The organism is Brucella pseudogrignonensis (assembly GCF_002252525.1).
Classification (GTDB): domain Bacteria; phylum Pseudomonadota; class Alphaproteobacteria; order Rhizobiales; family Rhizobiaceae; genus Brucella; species Brucella pseudogrignonensis.
This window is the reverse complement of sequence record NZ_NNRM01000044.1, coordinates 125,901-142,331: the sequence shown is the minus strand read 5'-3', so window position 1 is coordinate 142,331 and position 16,431 is coordinate 125,901. Positions and strand designations below refer to the sequence as shown.

The window sequence follows — 16,431 nt, the reverse complement described above, 5'->3', positions numbered from 1 at the left end:
AGACAGCGGAAGCGTTTCCAACGCGGCGTTAGAGGGGTGTGGTAAACTGTTCTGCTGAATGCGTATCGTTCGCAGGACACGCCTGTGTTCGGTTGTGGAAGACAGACGATCATCTTTGTTTATCCCGAGCCTTTCAGCGTGAGCGGACGCTATCGCCTTAACTTTGCCCCACAGGGCAGGTTAGCAACAATGCTTATAATCACTCTCGGTCTTTATGGAGCTGCAAAATGAAGCTGTCCGCGCTATCGCTCAAGTTGATACCGCTACTCGTGGCGTTTGATCCCACGCTGGTGATGGCCAATGATTTTCAATCCAAAGCCCAAGCAGCCTTTGCGCCTATTGTGCAAGAGTTTAATGTCCCAGGTCTGATTGTTGGTATAACACGAGACGGTGTCCATGAGTTTTATGCGACGGGATTGGCGTCGCGCGAACAACAAAGTCCGGTGACACCTGATACACTTTTTGAACTTGGCTCCATCAGTAAGATTTTTACCGCCACCCTCGCAGCCTGGGCTGAACAACGTGGGGACCTCGATCTCAATGAAACAATGGCGCATCATCTTTGCGAGGACAAATGTACAATCGGCGATAAACTCACCCTGATGGACCTTGCGACCCATCATTCGGGCGGCCTGCCGCTGCAGGTACCCGAAAAGGTTGGGGACATAGCCGACCTGGTGAACTGGCTGAAGGATTGGCGGCCCTCCGATCCGGGTGCGCGGAGCTATTCGAATATCAGCATTGGAATGCTTGGCTATATTAGTGGCAAAGCCTTGGGTAGCGATTACAGGACCGCTGTGCAAACAATGCTGTTTCCGGCGCTCGGTCTCCGCAATAGCTGGATAGATATTCCCAGCGACAAAATAGAAGCCTATGCCTTTGGTTATGATCGGAAGACCGATGCTCCCATCAGGGTCACGCCGGGCGTCCTCGACGCCGAGGCCTATGGTGTGAAATCGACCGCCCGTGACATGCTCAAACTTCTTGATATCGAATTGGGAACGGGTGCCGTCTCGCACGAGCTGCAGCAAGCTATCAAACGCACGCAGCAAGGCCAATACAAGACGGCTCTGTTCACGCAGGATATGATCTGGGAACAGTATCCGTGGCCAGTCGCCGTCAAACAGATGGTGGAGGGCAACGGGTATGATTTTATCTTGAAACCACAACCGGTTGAAAAGATCGACCCCACTCTTGCGCCTCAGAAGCAGGTTATTCTCAATAAAACCGGCTCAACCAACGGATTCGGTGGCTATGTCGCCATGATCCCAAGCGAACGTCTGGGAGTCGTGGTGCTCGCAAACAAGAATTATCCCAACGAAGCCCGCGTTACCGCCACATACGCACTGATCGAAAGCTTGCTCAAGCAGTAGTTTCGCCTGCGGAGTGAGCAGAAGCAAAGGCAGTAACATTTCGTCGCGCCAACCGGTGCGCCGCAGTTGTGGCGCAAGATCAACACCGTGAGAGCGCCTTCAGCAAATCAGCTCCATCGCCCTATGGCAGCGGATTGATTTCAACGGCTGTGCTGGGAGGTAAGAGACATCTTCTCCCCGCATGCTGTGGGTATCTTTGCATTCCGGATGGTGGTGAAGCGTAGCGTGCTGGAACGAGCCGGGATCCCACTGATGGAGATCGGCCAGTTTGAAAAGCACAGACTGCAAGATGCACTGTCCAAACGGTTCGAAACATTACTGGGCAGAGTGACGGCGGGGGGCTAAGGCATAGCTGCCTTGCTCCATTCATCGTTTGACAATCAGGCCGGCCGGCAAATGCATGCAGCGGCTCAATGTCCTTGCGCAAAACAGAGCTGCCGGCTACGGCGTCGACGGACCCATCTGGCCGCTCACAACACTGTTCGGGCGGGTTTCAGCGACAGGCCAAGCCTTGCTTGTCAAATGGCAACAGATTGCCTAAAGCAAAGCAGCGTCCAGCGCCGCCGCATTCAATCCTGTCAGGATGATTGTTCAATGAATATCGTCTTGCATCTGCCCTATCATGAAGCGTTGGCGCGTGAGCGCGCCCTGCTCGGCGAGACACCACACGACCCTGAGCTCAAGTGGATGCTCTGGCAGACGCCACCCTGTATTGTCGTGCCGCGCAGCCATGCCAATTATCACAATTTCGAGCAGGCGATCGCAGCATCGGAAGCCAGAGGATGGCCGGTATTCCTGCGCGACACGGGTGGCGGGGCCGTCGTGCAGGGGCCAGACGTCAACAACCTCTCAATGCGCTTTTCGGCCGATGCCACTGGCCATGATCGGATCGGATCAGCCTATCGCCTGTTGTGCCAGCCCTTGATAGCGATGCTTGCCACGCGCGGGATCACGGGTCACTACCAAGCGGTTTCAGGTTCGATGTGTGATGGGATCTATAACGTCGTGGTCGCGGATCGAAAGCTCGCCGGCACCGCGCAGCGCTGGAAGGCACTTGGGCGCGATCATCCCGGAGAATACGCAGTTCTTGCGCATTTTGCGATGTTCCTGAGCCTTGATCACGATATTGCAGCACAGGCCATCAACGCGTTATATGCCGATATGGCCATGGAAAGTGGTGTCCAGGCGCCAACCCATATCAACTGGATCGAGATCGATCCGACAGCCCGCGCCGACCTCGTGGATTGGGTAGCCCATCAACTCAATGGCCAGTGTGTGCGGCTGAGAAACCGTCCATCCTGAGCAGTCCCGTAAAGCAGCAGCGTGATGAGAAGGGGATCACGCCTCTCCACACGCATGATCGTGCCGCGTGAAGCCGGTGCGTCAGACCCTGTTCGAAAATGAGGTGGAGGCCTGGCAGGTTCCCTGCTGTCCCAGCACCGACAAGGCGAGGAGCTTGTCGACCGGCAAATTCAAATGCAGCGTAAGGCATTCAAAAGCTAAGCCCTTTAGACGACATAGATTTTGCTGCTCCCTCCGCATGTTCCATTGCAGGCAGGCCAGCGAGCAAAGGGAGCACGGGCTCTCCGGTATTTGTGGATAGGGCAGGCTAAGCCAGAGTGAGACGCTTGTGAAGGCTTGGGCGAAAGCAAGCGCTGCTGCAATGAAGCATCTTTGCCCGAAGAAGCCAACTGCAATAAAAAGGGATGATTATAAGTCACCAGAAGATCAGGTCCGCGTGAAGAAGCAATGCAGAATGCGAACAGCTGTGATCTGGCACATTCTTTGTGATCATCCGCGGGCAGCCTCACACAATCTCGTGGATTGCAGAAAGCAACCTGTCAATCTGCAGCGGACTATGCTCGGAAAACACTGCCAGCCGCATTGTGGGGACATCAGGGGCATCCGAATAGCCATGGGCCGGCGTGATTTTCACCACGATGTCGCGCTTGTCGAGTTCCCGTCGCAGATGTTCGAGATCGACGGCCCCGCGCAGCGAGACGATGGGGACCGGACTATCATCGACAGCAAAGCCCAGCCTTCTCAATCCGCCCCGAAGATGCAGCACATTGCGTTGAAGATTCGCGCGCATCTGCGGCTGCGCCTTTAACAGTTTCAGGGCAGCCACGGCCGCTGCTGCAGCAGCGGGAGGTGGCAGCGACGCACCCCGCATGATCATCGATCGCTGCCTGATCGTCTCTGCCAGCATGCGATTGGCCGGCACGATCCCGCCAAGGGCGCCAAAGGCCTTGCTTAAAGTCCCAGCGAGATAATTTCCTTCCTGCTCCAGACCGGCATGCTGCAACGATCCGCTCCCACTTTCGCCCAGCACCCCGACTCCGTGGGAATCGTCGACACAGAGAAGACAATTATCATAGGTCTCCAAAACCGCACGATAATCGGCAAGCGGCGCCAAAGCCCCGGTTACTGGAAAAACCCCGGCGGTTACGATCACCGCGCGTTGTCTTGCCGCCAGATGAAGGCCAAGCGCCTCACTGAGACTGTTGGAATCAAGATGCCGGAATTGATAAACCGGCTTACCAAGTCCGGCGATCGCATACCGGCTGCTATAGTGGGTCGCCTGATCAACGAACACCACATCAAAGTCATCGCGCAGCCCCTGCAACAGGGCCATCGGGCTGATATAGCCGGATATCATCGGCACCACATCCTCTGTGGCAAACCAAGCGCATAATGCGGCGTTGAGTTCCGCATAAATGGGCATCAGCGCAAGCGTCCCCGGACCAAGCCCATACTGTCTTGTTGCGGCACAGGCCGCATCAATAACGTCTTTGTGGCCGTGCAGGCAAAAATAGCTCGTGCCACAAAAATAATCGACCGGGCGGCCATTAATCCGCATGCGCGCGGCCAGTGGTTCTTCCATGGTGATCGGGATAGCCATCAGCGCCAGTAACCTTAAGCTGCCTGTGCCGCCTGACGGCGCTGCAGGAACATCGGTCCCACGCGGATGCCCTCTCTGCCATTCTCGTCAACGGCGCCGAGTTCCAGAATCTCCTCTTCATAAAGAAGCCCGCGCATCCGGAAACGGCCCCCATCGACAGGCTCGCAGCTATGGGTGCAGAAATACTCGATCAGGCATTTCAGCTGGCCATGGCTATAGGTCAGGTAAGTGATGTTGAAATCCGGTCCGTATTCACCCAGATGGATGGCGATCTCTGGCGGTACCTGCTCGGCCGGGAGGCTGTCGACCCTCACCCAGTCCTGGTCCTTCCAGTTCAAGGAGTCGGCGCCGTTAAATGACAGGTTCATATGCGGATAGTCGGCGCCACGGCCATAAATGCGGCCGTCGATGACGAAGGCGTCATCAACTGTCGGACGGATCTGCAACGGTACGCCTTCGCCCATCAGATAGAGTTTGCCCGCCTTTTCCTTGACCTCCACGACCTCGCCGGTTTCCTGCTGGCGATACAGTCCGGGCAGCCGTGCGAACTGCTCGCTGGTAATCGCGGGTGGCAACGCGGCGCTTTGCGGGCGCTGACCCATTCTGCGTTCAAAGAGCGCGAGGCGCAGACCATCGCTTGCCAGACGGGATGCGATCTGATTGGCGAAATCCAGCGTTGCAAAGATCAGGACGCCAATCCCAGCCTGTGGCAGCAATGTCATTTGCGATGCATAGCCATAAACGGCCCCGCCATGGCCAACCGAAGTCCAGCCGTCCATGTCACCCAAACCAAAGCACAGCCCGTAGCCGTTCAGGGTCTTGTCATGATTGCTCGGCCGCCGTCCGATCGGGTTCCACATCTCGCGCAAGGAGGCGGGACTGAGAAGTGGCTGGCCATCCGGTGTAAACCCGCCCCGCAACAGGCATTGGGCGTAATGCGCCATATCGGTATTTGTCGAGAAAATATTGCCGGCCGGCGACCCGCCGAGGCTGAACACCGGGGCAGGGCTGTCGCCATCAAGCGTCCACATATGCGCCGGCGCCAGCCTTTCGCGAATGCCATCCGCCATGCCGGATGAGGTGTCGGACATCTGAAGCGGCTTGAGGATATTTTCCGCTATGTAGTCGGCGTAGGATTTTTTTGACACTTTCTCAATCACCAGACCGACAACCGCAATGCCGGCATTGGAATAATGCATGGTCCCGGCACTGGGATCCTGCTTGAGCGTTGACGTGGCAAGCTCGGTGACAGTATCCGCCAGCGGCGGCCGGTGGGCATCAAGATAATGCCCGCTTTTGGGTTCTCTCACGATGCCCGCCGTGTGGCTCATCAGCTTGCGCAGGCTGATATGGGAACCATAGGGCCCGCTTTCGCGTCCGATGAACGGATTGACCGGCTGAAATCCGGGAAGATATTCCGCCACATCGACATCCAGATCCACGAGACCTCTTTCTACCAACTGCATGATCGCCACCGCGGTGAAGGTCTTGGTGATCGAACCAATACGGAAACAGGTCTTGTCATTCATCTCGAAATGACGCGTGGAATGCTGGACATGCCCCTCCGCCAGCAAGCCATTCCGGTCGACAAGAGCGTAGGAAATCGAGGGGATGGCCTTGTCTTCGACTTCGTGGCGAATGAGGCTCTCAAAGAGTTCGATCGATGAATTGGAAAGCGTAGGCACAGTTATTCTCCCACTTTAGCTTGAGTGACGGGGGTCAAGAATGTCGCGCAACGTGTCGCCGACTAGGTTCCATGACAAAACGAACAGAAAGATCGCAGCGCCGGGAAAGGCCAGCGTGTACCAGTATTGAAACGGGTTGCCCGGCTGACCGACAATCCAGTTGCGTGAATAGGCAATGAACTGCCCCCAGTCGGCATAGCCTTCTTCCGTGCCCACGCCCAGAAAGCTCAGCGCCGAGGCGGACAGAACCATCGAACCGGTTGCCATGGTGGCAAGCACCAAAACCGGGAAAAAGGCATTGGGCAGAATATGCCGCAGGATCAGGCGCAGATCGCCGGCACCATAGCTGCGGGCCGCATGGATATAGTCCATTTCCCGAATTCGCAGGATTTCACTGCGAACCACCCGTGCATAGCCCATCCAGCCGAAAGTCGTCAGCGCAATGGTGATCGGGCCGATGCCCTTGCCAAGCAATGCCGTTAAGACCATCGCAGCAATCAGAAACGGTACCGCCATGAAGACATCGACGATCCGCATCAGGATTTCATCGATCTTGCCGCCGTAATAGGCTGCCAGGGCACCGATCAAGGTGCCGATAAAGACCGAGATGGCAACAACCCCGAGCCCGATCTTGAAAGCGGTGCGGGTGCCCCATATCACGGCATAATAGATGTCATACTGACCCTCGGTGGTGCCAAATATCGCCTCAGGCGAGGGCGGTTGCGGGGTCGCAAGAAAGCCGGCACGCGGCGTGTCATAGACCGACATCTGAAACTCCTGCGGCGGGGCCAGCCAGGGTGCGAAAAAGGCGATCAGCACGAAGCCGATCAGGATCAAAACGCCGATCATCGAGACGGGATTGCGCAAAAGATAGGAAAGCAGTTTCATCGCGTCTTCACCCTCGGATCGAGCAATGGATAGATCAGGTCAACGACCAGGTTCATCAGCACAAGCACGATCGCAAAATACAGGCTGAAGCCGAGGATGGCCGGAAAATCCAGATTGGCGGCAGATTTGGCGGCAAACTGGCCGAGGCCGGCATAGTCGAAGATGGTCTCGGTAATCACCACGCCACCCATCATGGTTGCAAGCTCCATGCCGGCAATGGTGGTCACCGGCAGCAGTGCGTTGCGCCGCGCATGCCGCAACTCCACCACGCGCCGCGGCATCCCCTTGGCGCGGGCCGTGCGGACATAGTCCTGCCGCAGGGTCTCGAGCATCGAGGTGCGCATCACCCGCGTCATGCTGGCGAGATTGACATAGGTCAGCGTGATCACAGGCGCGGCCAGATGGCGGAGAGAATCCCCCAATACCCGGAAATTGCCGTTCAGCAGCGCATCGATCGTGTTGGCACCGGTATAGCGGGTAAAATCGGACGACATCACGGTCGCCTGCGCCCATTGACTGAGCCGTCCAGGCGGAAACCAGTCCAATGCCGAGTAAAAGATCAGCAACATCAGCAGGCCAAACACATAGACGGGGAATGACCAGCCCAGGATGGTGAAAATGCGGATGAGGTGGTCCGGCCATTTATTGAGGTAGATGCCGGCGCGCGATCCAAGGTAAATCGCCAGAAGAAAGCTTGGAATGAAGGCCAGCAGAACCAGTTCAAGTGTTGCCGGCAACAGGGACGTCAGGGCATGGGCCACCGGCTGGCGCGCGGTCTCGGACCAGCCGAGATTGCCAGTCATGATATTGCCGATCCATTTGCCATACTGCACATGAAAAGGATCGTTGAGACCATATTGTTCGATCATCCGGCGGATGCTCTCCTGCCCCCCCTTGAGAAAGTCGGGCGAGGGCGCATAGGCCGCCAGCCGTTGGGTGGGTGACAAGGACATCTGCAATGCAAACAGCATGATCGAAAGGGCGAAAAGCACCACCGGGAGTGTTAAGAGCCGCCGCAACGCGTAATTGAGCACACCATTACCTCTATCGCTTATATGAAGGGAAAGCACCGGGCGCGGATCGCGCCCGGTGCGCGCCAGGGGCTCAGTTCGCTTTGCTCACCGGATAGAAATCCCATGCGCCATAAAGGATCATGTTGTGGACATAGCCATCAATATTGGAGCGGGTGACGATATAGCCAAAATCTTCCCACAGGAACTGCGTGGTGGCATAGTCATGGGACATCGCCTGAAGCTTTGCATAGATCGGTTCACGCACCGCCGGATCCGAGGACGCCCAGGCCTGATCAAGCAACGGCTTGAATTTTTCAGTCATCAACGCACGATAGCCGTCGCCAAGCATGCCGCCGACAAGTCCGGTTGGCGACAGGTAATAGGTGGCAGCACCCAGCGGACCGCCCGGATCCGAATAATCGGGCCCCCAGCCCATATAGGTTAGCGGTGAAGCCGGCTTGGCCCGGTTGTTCAGCTTGTCGGAAATCGATGCCCAGGGCAGCGACTGGATTTTCATCTTGAATTTGGGGTTTATTCGCTGCAATCCTTGTTGCAGCGCTGAAAGCGCCGCAGTGCCCTGCGGTGTCCCTTCCTGGACATAGGCGGTGAAGGTGAAGCCTGTCTCCCACAACTTGCCGTCAAAGGCCTTCTTGAAATGTTCCGCAGCCTTCTTCGGATCATAGCTGTAGATCGGAGAGTCCGCGCGATAGCCCATGATGCCCCGCACCGTCGGACCGCGCGACTGAACCGTCTTGTTCAAAAGGACCTGCTTGAGCAATGCATCGTAGTTCTGCGCATAGTTGAAGCCTTTGCGCACATCGATATCGGCAAAGAAATCCGGCGGAATGCCATTGCCATCAAGCTTTCCGCTGCCGATCGCCGGATTATCGGTGTCTTCGAGCGGCCAGGCGAAATACAGCCCGCGGCCAAACACCTTCGGCAATCCATCAACCACCTTGACGCCATCGGATTTGCTCAACTCATCAAGGAACTCGACGGGTGCCGTTACAAAATCAGCATCGCCAGACAAAAGCTGCAGGCGGCGTGTCGTCCATTCCGGAACGGTGCGCATCACCACGCGCTCCAGCTTGGCCGGACCCATGAAATAATTGTCAAACCGCTTGAGGGTTATCCGGCGATCGGTGCGGTCCCATTCCTCCAGCATGAATGGACCGGTGCCGTTTTCCTGGGCAAACAGCGGATCGTCGCCAAGCTCGGGACGATAGTATTTCTTCCAGCTGCCGCCATCGCCATCCCAGCCGCCGACCGAGGCCACCCATTCCTTGTCGACGATCGACGCACCAAAGGGCAGGGCGAGGACCCCAAGCGTTGCAGGAAAGGATTTTGGCAGCTTCAGCACGACATTGTCGCCCTCCACCGTGATCTGGGAGGCCAGCTGATCATAAACCTTGCGCAAGGCCTCCGGTCCCGCATCATTGATATTCTTGACGTTGGCTTCCGTCTCCACCCATTTGGTAATGTCGGGATATTTGCCGGCCGTTACCACTTCCGTGATCGCGTTCGACATCCACGATTGCCCCATCAGGATCGCCCGCAGCAGGGAATAGCGCACATCCTCAGGGGTGATCTGTCCATAGCCGGGTTCAATCTTCGCCTTCTGATCCTCGGTCAAACCATCATAGGCCTGCCAGGTGATCTTGCCATCATCCCCCTTGATGCCGACCTTGTGGGCATAGACGTCCTTGCGGATCGGAAAAATATAGGTGATAGAGCCATCATCACCGTTCTTGATCAACCCATTGTCAAGGCTCGGCACCGCGCTTGAAATCGCAGGCACAAATTCCGAGATCTCCGATCCATTGTAATTGAGCAGTCGGCTATAGACGTTCAGCGCGCCGTAGGAGCTCGGCGTGTTGGCAATATAGGCGGGATCGAACGACTGCACATCGTCGGTCCACAAAAAGACAAAGGTACCGGGATTTTTGGTCTGGGCAACAGCTGGCGCTGCCGCCAGGCCAAGGCCCCAGGAAAGGGCCAGTGCCAAAGCAAGTTTCATGGATAGTTCCCCTATTTCGATCTTCGATCTTGTTTTATTTTTTCTCAGGCTAGGAGCACACTTGCGCTGCTGTCCAATGCGTAGTTAGAATGAACTATGCAAAGAACGCATGAGGTTGCGATGGAGCTCGCCTGGCTCGAAGACTTCCTGGAAATTGTGGCGACGCGGAACTTCTCGACCGCTGCTGCTGCAAGGAATATTTCCCAACCGGCATTCAGTCGCCGCATCCGGTCATTGGAAAACTGGGTCGGCGCAGACCTTCTCGACCGCAGCACCTATCCGGTGCATCTCACCAGCGCCGGGAACATGTTCGTACCGCGATGCCAGGAACTCGTGCGTGACATGTATCGATTGCGCACCGATTGCCGCAATGTCGCCGGCGCTAGCTCGCAACTCTTGACGTTCACTGCGTTTCACACGCTGGCAATCTATTTCTTTCCCGACTGGATTTCGCGCTGCCAGGGCGCAGATACTCCGGTTCGCAGCAGCATGCATACCGCCGATTTCCTGGAATGCATCGAACATCTGTCATCAGGCAAATGCAATTTCGCGATCATCTATGATCATCCCGATGGCCCGCCGGTTCTCGAAGCCGGTCCATTTGAATCCCTGCAGATCGGCAAGGATCGCCTGATCCTCGTTTCAGGCGCCGATCCTGACGGCAAACCGCTTTTTGATCTTGACGTGCCGGAGGGGACGAAAATCCCCTATCTCTCCTATTCGTGGAACGACGGCTATCTCGGCAAGCTGATTTCGCTTATCCAGTCGCGCCGCCGCCATCCGCCCAATCTGAGCACCGTCTATCAATCCTCTCTCGCCGTCAGCCTCAAGGAAATGGCCATCGCCGGACACGGCATCGCCTGGCTGCCGCAGATCTGCGTCCAGAAGTCGATCAATCAGGGTCAGTTGGTGCAGATTGGCGGCCAGCAAATGGCGCTGGAAATGGAGATCCGGATCTTCCGCCGCGCCGGCGCAAAAAACCGCGATGTCGAGGCATTCTGGAACCAGCTCGTCGACAATCAAAGCCATTTGCGCAGCGTCACCGATCCCGCTCTGCGACTGCGCTAGGGGATCAAGACACCGTCATGCGAAAACAGAGACGGTAATGCAAATTATGCATAACCTTGTTGCAGTCAATCTGACCGGGGGCTTTTCGCAGGCAATAGCCGGGCCGGTGCCATCAATGACGGCGCAATCTGCACTCACCCATCCCGGCTGCGTCGCTTGCGTGTTGACACCATCGTCGCAGCAAGGGTTAGATTGGCAAAACGCGAAAAATCGCAGGGGAACACAATTTGACCAGATCATCCAGCAGCAGTGCCACTCTGCCCGACACTGTCATTCTCTCGGTCGAGAACCTTGATGTCTGTTTTGCACCCGATGCGGCAAACCCGGTGCGGGCTGTCAAGAATGTCTCGCTGCAGATTAGCCACGGCGAAACACTGGCGCTGGTTGGCGAATCCGGTTCCGGCAAATCCGTGACCGCAATGACAATCATGCGGCTGACCGAATTTGATGGAGCCAGGATCACCGGTGGCCGGATCTTGATGCGCATGAAGGATCACTCGATCGTCGATCTCACAAAACTGTCGGACAAGCGTATCGAAGCCTTGCGTGGCTTTGAGCTGTCGATCGTCTTTCAGGACCCGATGTCCAGTCTCAATCCTGTTTTTACGGTCGCCGATCAGATCATGGAAGCGGTGATCCGGCATCAGAAGAAGACAGCGCGCGAGGCCAGACAGATTGCGCTCAATGTGCTCAAACTGGTGCGGGTGCCCGATGCGGAACGTCGGCTCGATCAATATCCGCACCAGCTTTCCGGCGGCATGCGCCAGCGTGTGATGATCGCGATGGCCCTGGCCTGCCGACCCTCGCTGATGATCCTCGACGAACCCACCACCGCCCTTGATGTCACCATCCAGGCCCAGATCCTCGACCTGGTTCGCGCGCTGCAACGCGAGATCGGCATGGCGGTTTTGTTCATTACCCACGACATGGGAGTGGTGGCCGAAATCGCCGACCGTGTCTGCGTGATGCTGAAGGGCGAGATCGTCGAGACGGGACCCGTCCATGATATCTTCAACAATCCCAAACATCGTTATACCCGCGCGCTGATTTCGGCAGTGCCGCGTCTGGGCAGCATGGCTGACAAGCAGGGGCCGGAAAAATTCCCTTTGCTTGTCTATGAGGAGGAACAAGCACTCACGGGGGCGGCGCAATGAACACGATCCAACATCTGGCACAGGCCAAAAAGCCGCTGATCGAAGTGCGGGAGCTCGTCACCCGCTTCGACCTGAAAGGCGGTCTGCTCGGCCGCACCACGGGCCGCGTTCACGCGGTCGAAAATGTTTCCTTCGATATTTTCCCCGGCGAAACATTGGCGCTGGTGGGAGAATCGGGTTGCGGCAAATCCACTGTCGCGCGCAGCATCATGCAGCTTGATCGACCGCAATCAGGGTCGATCCGCTATCAGGGAACCGAGCTGGTCGGCGCATCAAACAGAGATCTGCGACGATTTCGCCGTGAAGCACAGATGGTTTTTCAGGACCCTTTCTCCTCACTCAATCCGCGCATGACCATTGCCCAGGCATTGATCGACCCCATGCGCGTGCATCGGCTGGGCGGTTCCGCTGCGCTGCGGGCGCGCGCAGCTGATCTGCTGGCCAAGGTCAATCTTCCGAGCGAGTATCTTGAGCGCTATCCGCATGCCTTTTCCGGTGGTCAGCGCCAGCGGATCTGTATTGCCCGCGCTCTTGCGCTTGATCCCCGCCTGATGATCGCTGATGAAGCCGTGGCCTCGCTTGATGTGACAATTCAAGCCCAGGTCATCAATCTGTTGATGGACCTGCAGCAGGATATGGGGATCGCAATCCTGTTCATCAGTCACGACATGGCGGTCGTCGAGCGCATCGCCCATCGCGTCGCAGTGATGTATCTGGGCGAAATCGTCGAGATCGGCGATCGCCGCTCCGTCTTCGGCAATCCCCAGCATCCCTATACGCGCAAACTGCTTTCCACCGTGCCGGTGGCCGATCCAGCGCGGCGTTCGATCGCGCGCGAACCATTGTCCGATGAAATTCCCAGTGCGGTGCGATCGCCGGATTTCGTGCCTGTGGCCCTGCCGATCATCAAGGTCAGCCCAACCCATTATGTCCGCGCGACCCAGCCCGTTTGACAGCAGACAGCGGCCCGTCTCAGCAAAAGGCGGGCCTGTAAAGGGATCGGGTTGCGTCTGCGGTGCGGGGCTGCTGCAGGCTGCATTAAAGGGCTCCACCCCCACTGGCGCGAGTGGCGCCGTCAGATCTCGGGCGCGACCGGGACTTTGACCGGGCTTGAGAACACCCGATGCAACTGACCCCAGCCGGGATCATGCATATGCGAGGACAGGCCGGCTCGCATCACAAGCGCCCGCGCCTCGCTTTCTCCAAAGGCCAGCGCCTCCTGCATATTGGCGGTCAGCACCTTGCCGCCCCGCATCAGGATCTTTCCGTCAACAATCACGGTGTCCACATCGCTGCCCAGCACCTGGTGGATCAGCCGGTGAACCGGCATCCAGTTGGGGGTTAGATGCGGCTTGCGCATATCGATGATCGCAATGTCGGCTTTCTTCCCACTTTCAAGCGATCCGATCTCATGGTCCATGCCGATCGCACGGGCGGCATCAATGGTGATCATCTCGAAAACCTTGCCAGGCGGCAGAATATAGCGATCATGATTGTGCAGGACATGCTGCGTTGCCTGGGCAATGCGGGCGATCTGCAACATGTCGAAATGACGGCTTGGCGCGGCACCGTCCGATGTGAGGGCAATCGACACGCCGCGCGCCATCATCTGCATGATTGGTGTCGAGCGGCCGGGTGGTGCGTGGGTCACATGCGTGCCTGTCTCAGCCAGAATGTCGATTTCTTCGTGTGAGATCCCCCAGCAGTGCTGCAGATGCACATCGGGGCCGAGCAAGGCATTTTCCTTATCCTGAAACGCCATTCGCACCTGACCGGCAAAGGCGTCGGAATGAATGCGTATTCCCCATTTGCGCGCCGTCTCGCGAATGCGGCGGGCCTGCATACGGTCCTGCGGCGTCAGACAAACGGCACAATCCGGTGTCGATGCGTTGGAGGGTTCCACCGAGGGCACAATGGTAAAAGGTGTCAAGAATACCTTGATCCGTCCATCGGCTGTCCCATTGAGTGTGTCAATCACGCTCTCCGCACCCGCAAGCATGTCTTCAAAATCCACCTCCCGACGCTGCGGTTGTCCGCTCTCCCACCGCGTTACCGATTGCGGCCAGGGCAGGCCTGCTGGGCCGACACAGATAATCTCGCGCAGCCCGAGCTCCGCATAGGCACGCGCATGATTGATGGCAAATTGCGGATCGTCGCTGCGCGGCATCGAACTGATGATGCTGGCCGCAGTCGTAACCCCGGCACAAAGTCGCTCAAGACCGGAGACCAGGCCGTCCGCATACCAGTACTCGCGGGTGACATAATGATAGTAAGTCGGCGTAACAATCTTCATCCACAGCGCATTGGTATCGGCGCCAATGCTGCGGATCAAGGCATGACCCGCATGGCCATGCGCATCGATGAGGCCGGGAATGATCAGCTTGCCGGTACAGTCGATGATCTGCTTGCTTGAATGGCGGGCCGCAATATCCGCTGCCCTGCCGATCTCGACGATCCGGTCGCCGTCTATCGCCAGTCCCCCATCCTCAATAATCCGGCGATCGGCGTCGACGGTGACGATCGTCCCATGAAGCAGCAGCAGGCCTTGCATCGCATCCCCCTCTTGTTCGGTTCGACCCGGTCGGAACTGCCAGGCTAAACATTTCCCTCTGTTGATGTTTTCATTCATAATTGCCAACAATATCGTTGACAATACACAAGCAGCTTATGATAGTGCGACAAAATCCGATGCAACGGATCGATCGTCATTCATGAAGGGAAGAGCATGACGCGTTTCAACAGGTTTCTCATCGCCGCACTCAGCGCCGTGGCAATTGCAGCCCCGCTTGCGGTCTCCTCGGCCGATGCTGCAACCTTGCGCTGGGGAAGCAGGGCCGATATCTATTCTCTCGATCCAGACTCCGTCCCTTCGACCTCGAACCTTGCATTTCTCAACCATATCTATGAGGGACTGATCCGCTACGGTCCCAATTTCGAGATCGAGCCGGCATTGGCTGTCGAATGGAAACTGATCGACAACAAATTCTGGCGGTTCAGCCTGCGCAAGGGCGTGAAGTTCCACAATGGCGCCGATTTCACCGCCGATGATGTGGTCGCATCGATGAACCGTGTCGCCGACCCGACCTCGCCGTTGCGTGGCAATATTCCGCTTTATGTCGGCGTCAAGAAAGTCGATGATTTCACGGTGGATATCGAGGTTTCAGCGCCAACCGCGCTCTTCCTCAATGATATGACCAATATCTTCATGTTCAATGCGCAGTGGCTCACCGACAACAAGGCAGAAAAGCCAACCGATATCGCCTCGAAGACCGAGAATTACGCCACCCACAACACCAATGGCACCGGCCCGTTCAAGCTCGACAGCCGCGTTCCCGATGCCAAGACGGTGCTGGTAGCCAACGAGCAATGGTGGGATGAAAAGAAGCACAATCTCGACCGGATTGAATATGTGCCGATTTCGTCCGCCGCCACCCGCGTTGCTGCATTGCTGTCAGGGGAAATCGATCTGGTCGATTCTGCGCCGGTTCAGGATCTGCCGCGGCTCGAATCCTCCCCCGGCATCAAGGTCAGCAAACGCACAGAACTGCGCACCGTCTTCATTGGTTTCAATGGCAAGGAAAAGCTGGAGGACGGACGTCCCAACCCGTTTCTGGACGCGCGCGTGCGTCAGGCGGTCGAAGCAAGCATCGACCGCGATCTCATCAACAAGAAGATCATGCGCGGTCTGGCACGTCCGTCCGGCTCGCTGATTGCACCAGAAATCGCCGGCTATGCCGAGGCACTGGATGTCTACCAGCCGGCGGATCCAAAACGCGCGCAGAAATTGCTCGAGGAGGCCAACCAGAAGGGTCTGGCTTTCACCTATCTCTGCATGAATGACGAAAGCATCAATGAAGAGGACATTTGTTCGGGCATTGCAAATATGCTCAAGCGCGCCGGTTTCGAACCCACCATCGACATGGGGCCGCGCGCCGTGCAGCAGCCAAAGCGCACCAATGGCAAGGCCGACATGTTCAATCTGAGCTGGGCCAATGAGCCAACGCTTGATGCCTATTCCCTGCTCTCGCAGGTGCTGTCCACCCGCAGTGGCTCCACCGGTGTCTCCAACTATGGCGGCTGGTCCTATCCGGAACTCGATGATCTGGTCAAAAAGGCAGCCGAAGAGCCTGACACTGCAAAGCGGCTGGCACTGGAAGAACAGGCACTCAAGATTGCCAAGGATCAGGCAATCCTGATCCCGTTGCATCAGCAACCCATCGCCTGGGGCATGCTTGAAAAGGTTGAAGCTGTGGATTTCCGTGCCGATAACAAGCCGCGCCATTGGCATACGAAGATGGCCGAATAATCCCCCCGACTGCGTCACCGGAAAG

At 57.2% G+C, this 16,431-nt stretch carries 12 protein-coding genes; 6 read left to right on the top strand and 6 right to left on the bottom strand.

From position 1 onward, the window contains the following. Positions 1-227 precede the first annotated feature (227 nt). Both ampC and CEV34_RS20660 read left to right on the top strand, forming a co-directional pair. On the top strand, positions 228-1,373 hold the full coding sequence (gene ampC, locus CEV34_RS20665) for a class C beta-lactamase (protein WP_094544415.1): 1,146 nt from the start codon (positions 228-230) through the stop codon (positions 1,371-1,373). 594 nt (positions 1,374-1,967) lie between these two features. Continuing rightward, positions 1,968-2,675: a lipoyl protein ligase domain-containing protein gene (locus tag CEV34_RS20660; protein ID WP_094544414.1), complete on the top strand. Its 708-nt coding sequence runs from the start codon at positions 1,968-1,970 to the stop codon at positions 2,673-2,675. A 505-nt stretch (positions 2,676-3,180) separates the two neighbouring features. Here CEV34_RS20660 and CEV34_RS20655 read toward each other — a convergent pair. The 5 genes from CEV34_RS20655 to CEV34_RS20635 form a co-directional block, all read right to left on the bottom strand. Further along, positions 3,181-4,275, bottom strand: a complete 1,095-nt coding sequence (locus tag CEV34_RS20655) for an aminotransferase class I/II-fold pyridoxal phosphate-dependent enzyme (protein WP_094544413.1) — start codon at positions 4,273-4,275, stop codon at positions 3,181-3,183. Between the two features lie 14 nt (positions 4,276-4,289). After that, positions 4,290-5,960, bottom strand: coding sequence for a serine hydrolase domain-containing protein (locus CEV34_RS20650; RefSeq protein ID WP_094544412.1), 1,671 nt, complete (start codon positions 5,958-5,960; stop codon positions 4,290-4,292). Between the two features lie 15 nt (positions 5,961-5,975). After that, positions 5,976-6,848, bottom strand: coding sequence for an ABC transporter permease (locus tag CEV34_RS20645; RefSeq protein ID WP_094544411.1), 873 nt, complete (start codon positions 6,846-6,848; stop codon positions 5,976-5,978). Next, complete coding sequence (locus tag CEV34_RS20640) at positions 6,845-7,882, bottom strand: ABC transporter permease (protein ID WP_235819134.1); 1,038 nt, start codon at positions 7,880-7,882, stop codon at positions 6,845-6,847. The genes CEV34_RS20645 and CEV34_RS20640 overlap by 4 nt, the downstream gene beginning before the upstream one ends. A 70-nt stretch (positions 7,883-7,952) precedes the next feature. Beyond that, positions 7,953-9,878, bottom strand: a complete 1,926-nt coding sequence (locus CEV34_RS20635; protein ID WP_064322853.1) for an ABC transporter substrate-binding protein — start codon at positions 9,876-9,878, stop codon at positions 7,953-7,955. A gap of 96 nt (positions 9,879-9,974) precedes the next feature. On the opposite strand from CEV34_RS20635, the gene CEV34_RS20630 reads away from it, so the two are divergent. From CEV34_RS20630 to CEV34_RS20620, 3 genes are all read left to right on the top strand, one after another. Further along, on the top strand, positions 9,975-10,946 hold the full coding sequence (locus CEV34_RS20630) for a LysR substrate-binding domain-containing protein (RefSeq protein WP_007880873.1): 972 nt from the start codon (positions 9,975-9,977) through the stop codon (positions 10,944-10,946). A 227-nt stretch (positions 10,947-11,173) separates the two neighbouring features. Beyond that, positions 11,174-12,100: an ABC transporter ATP-binding protein gene (locus CEV34_RS20625; protein ID WP_007880871.1), complete on the top strand. Its 927-nt coding sequence runs from the start codon at positions 11,174-11,176 to the stop codon at positions 12,098-12,100. Then, positions 12,097-13,053: an ABC transporter ATP-binding protein gene (locus CEV34_RS20620; RefSeq protein WP_007880862.1), complete on the top strand. Its 957-nt coding sequence runs from the start codon at positions 12,097-12,099 to the stop codon at positions 13,051-13,053. Before CEV34_RS20625 ends, CEV34_RS20620 begins: the two co-directional genes overlap by 4 nt. A 122-nt stretch (positions 13,054-13,175) precedes the next feature. Here CEV34_RS20620 and CEV34_RS20615 read toward each other — a convergent pair whose 3' ends face one another. Further along, positions 13,176-14,651 carry an amidohydrolase family protein gene (locus CEV34_RS20615; protein ID WP_094544409.1) on the bottom strand — a complete coding sequence of 492 codons (1,476 nt, stop codon included), beginning with the start codon at positions 14,649-14,651 and terminating at the stop codon, positions 13,176-13,178. A gap of 174 nt (positions 14,652-14,825) precedes the next feature. Between CEV34_RS20615 and CEV34_RS20610 the strand changes: the two genes are divergently transcribed. Beyond that, a complete protein-coding gene (locus CEV34_RS20610; RefSeq protein WP_007880859.1) occupies positions 14,826-16,406 on the top strand; it encodes an ABC transporter substrate-binding protein in 1,581 nt (526 codons plus the stop codon). The last annotated feature ends 25 nt before the right edge of the window (positions 16,407-16,431 follow it).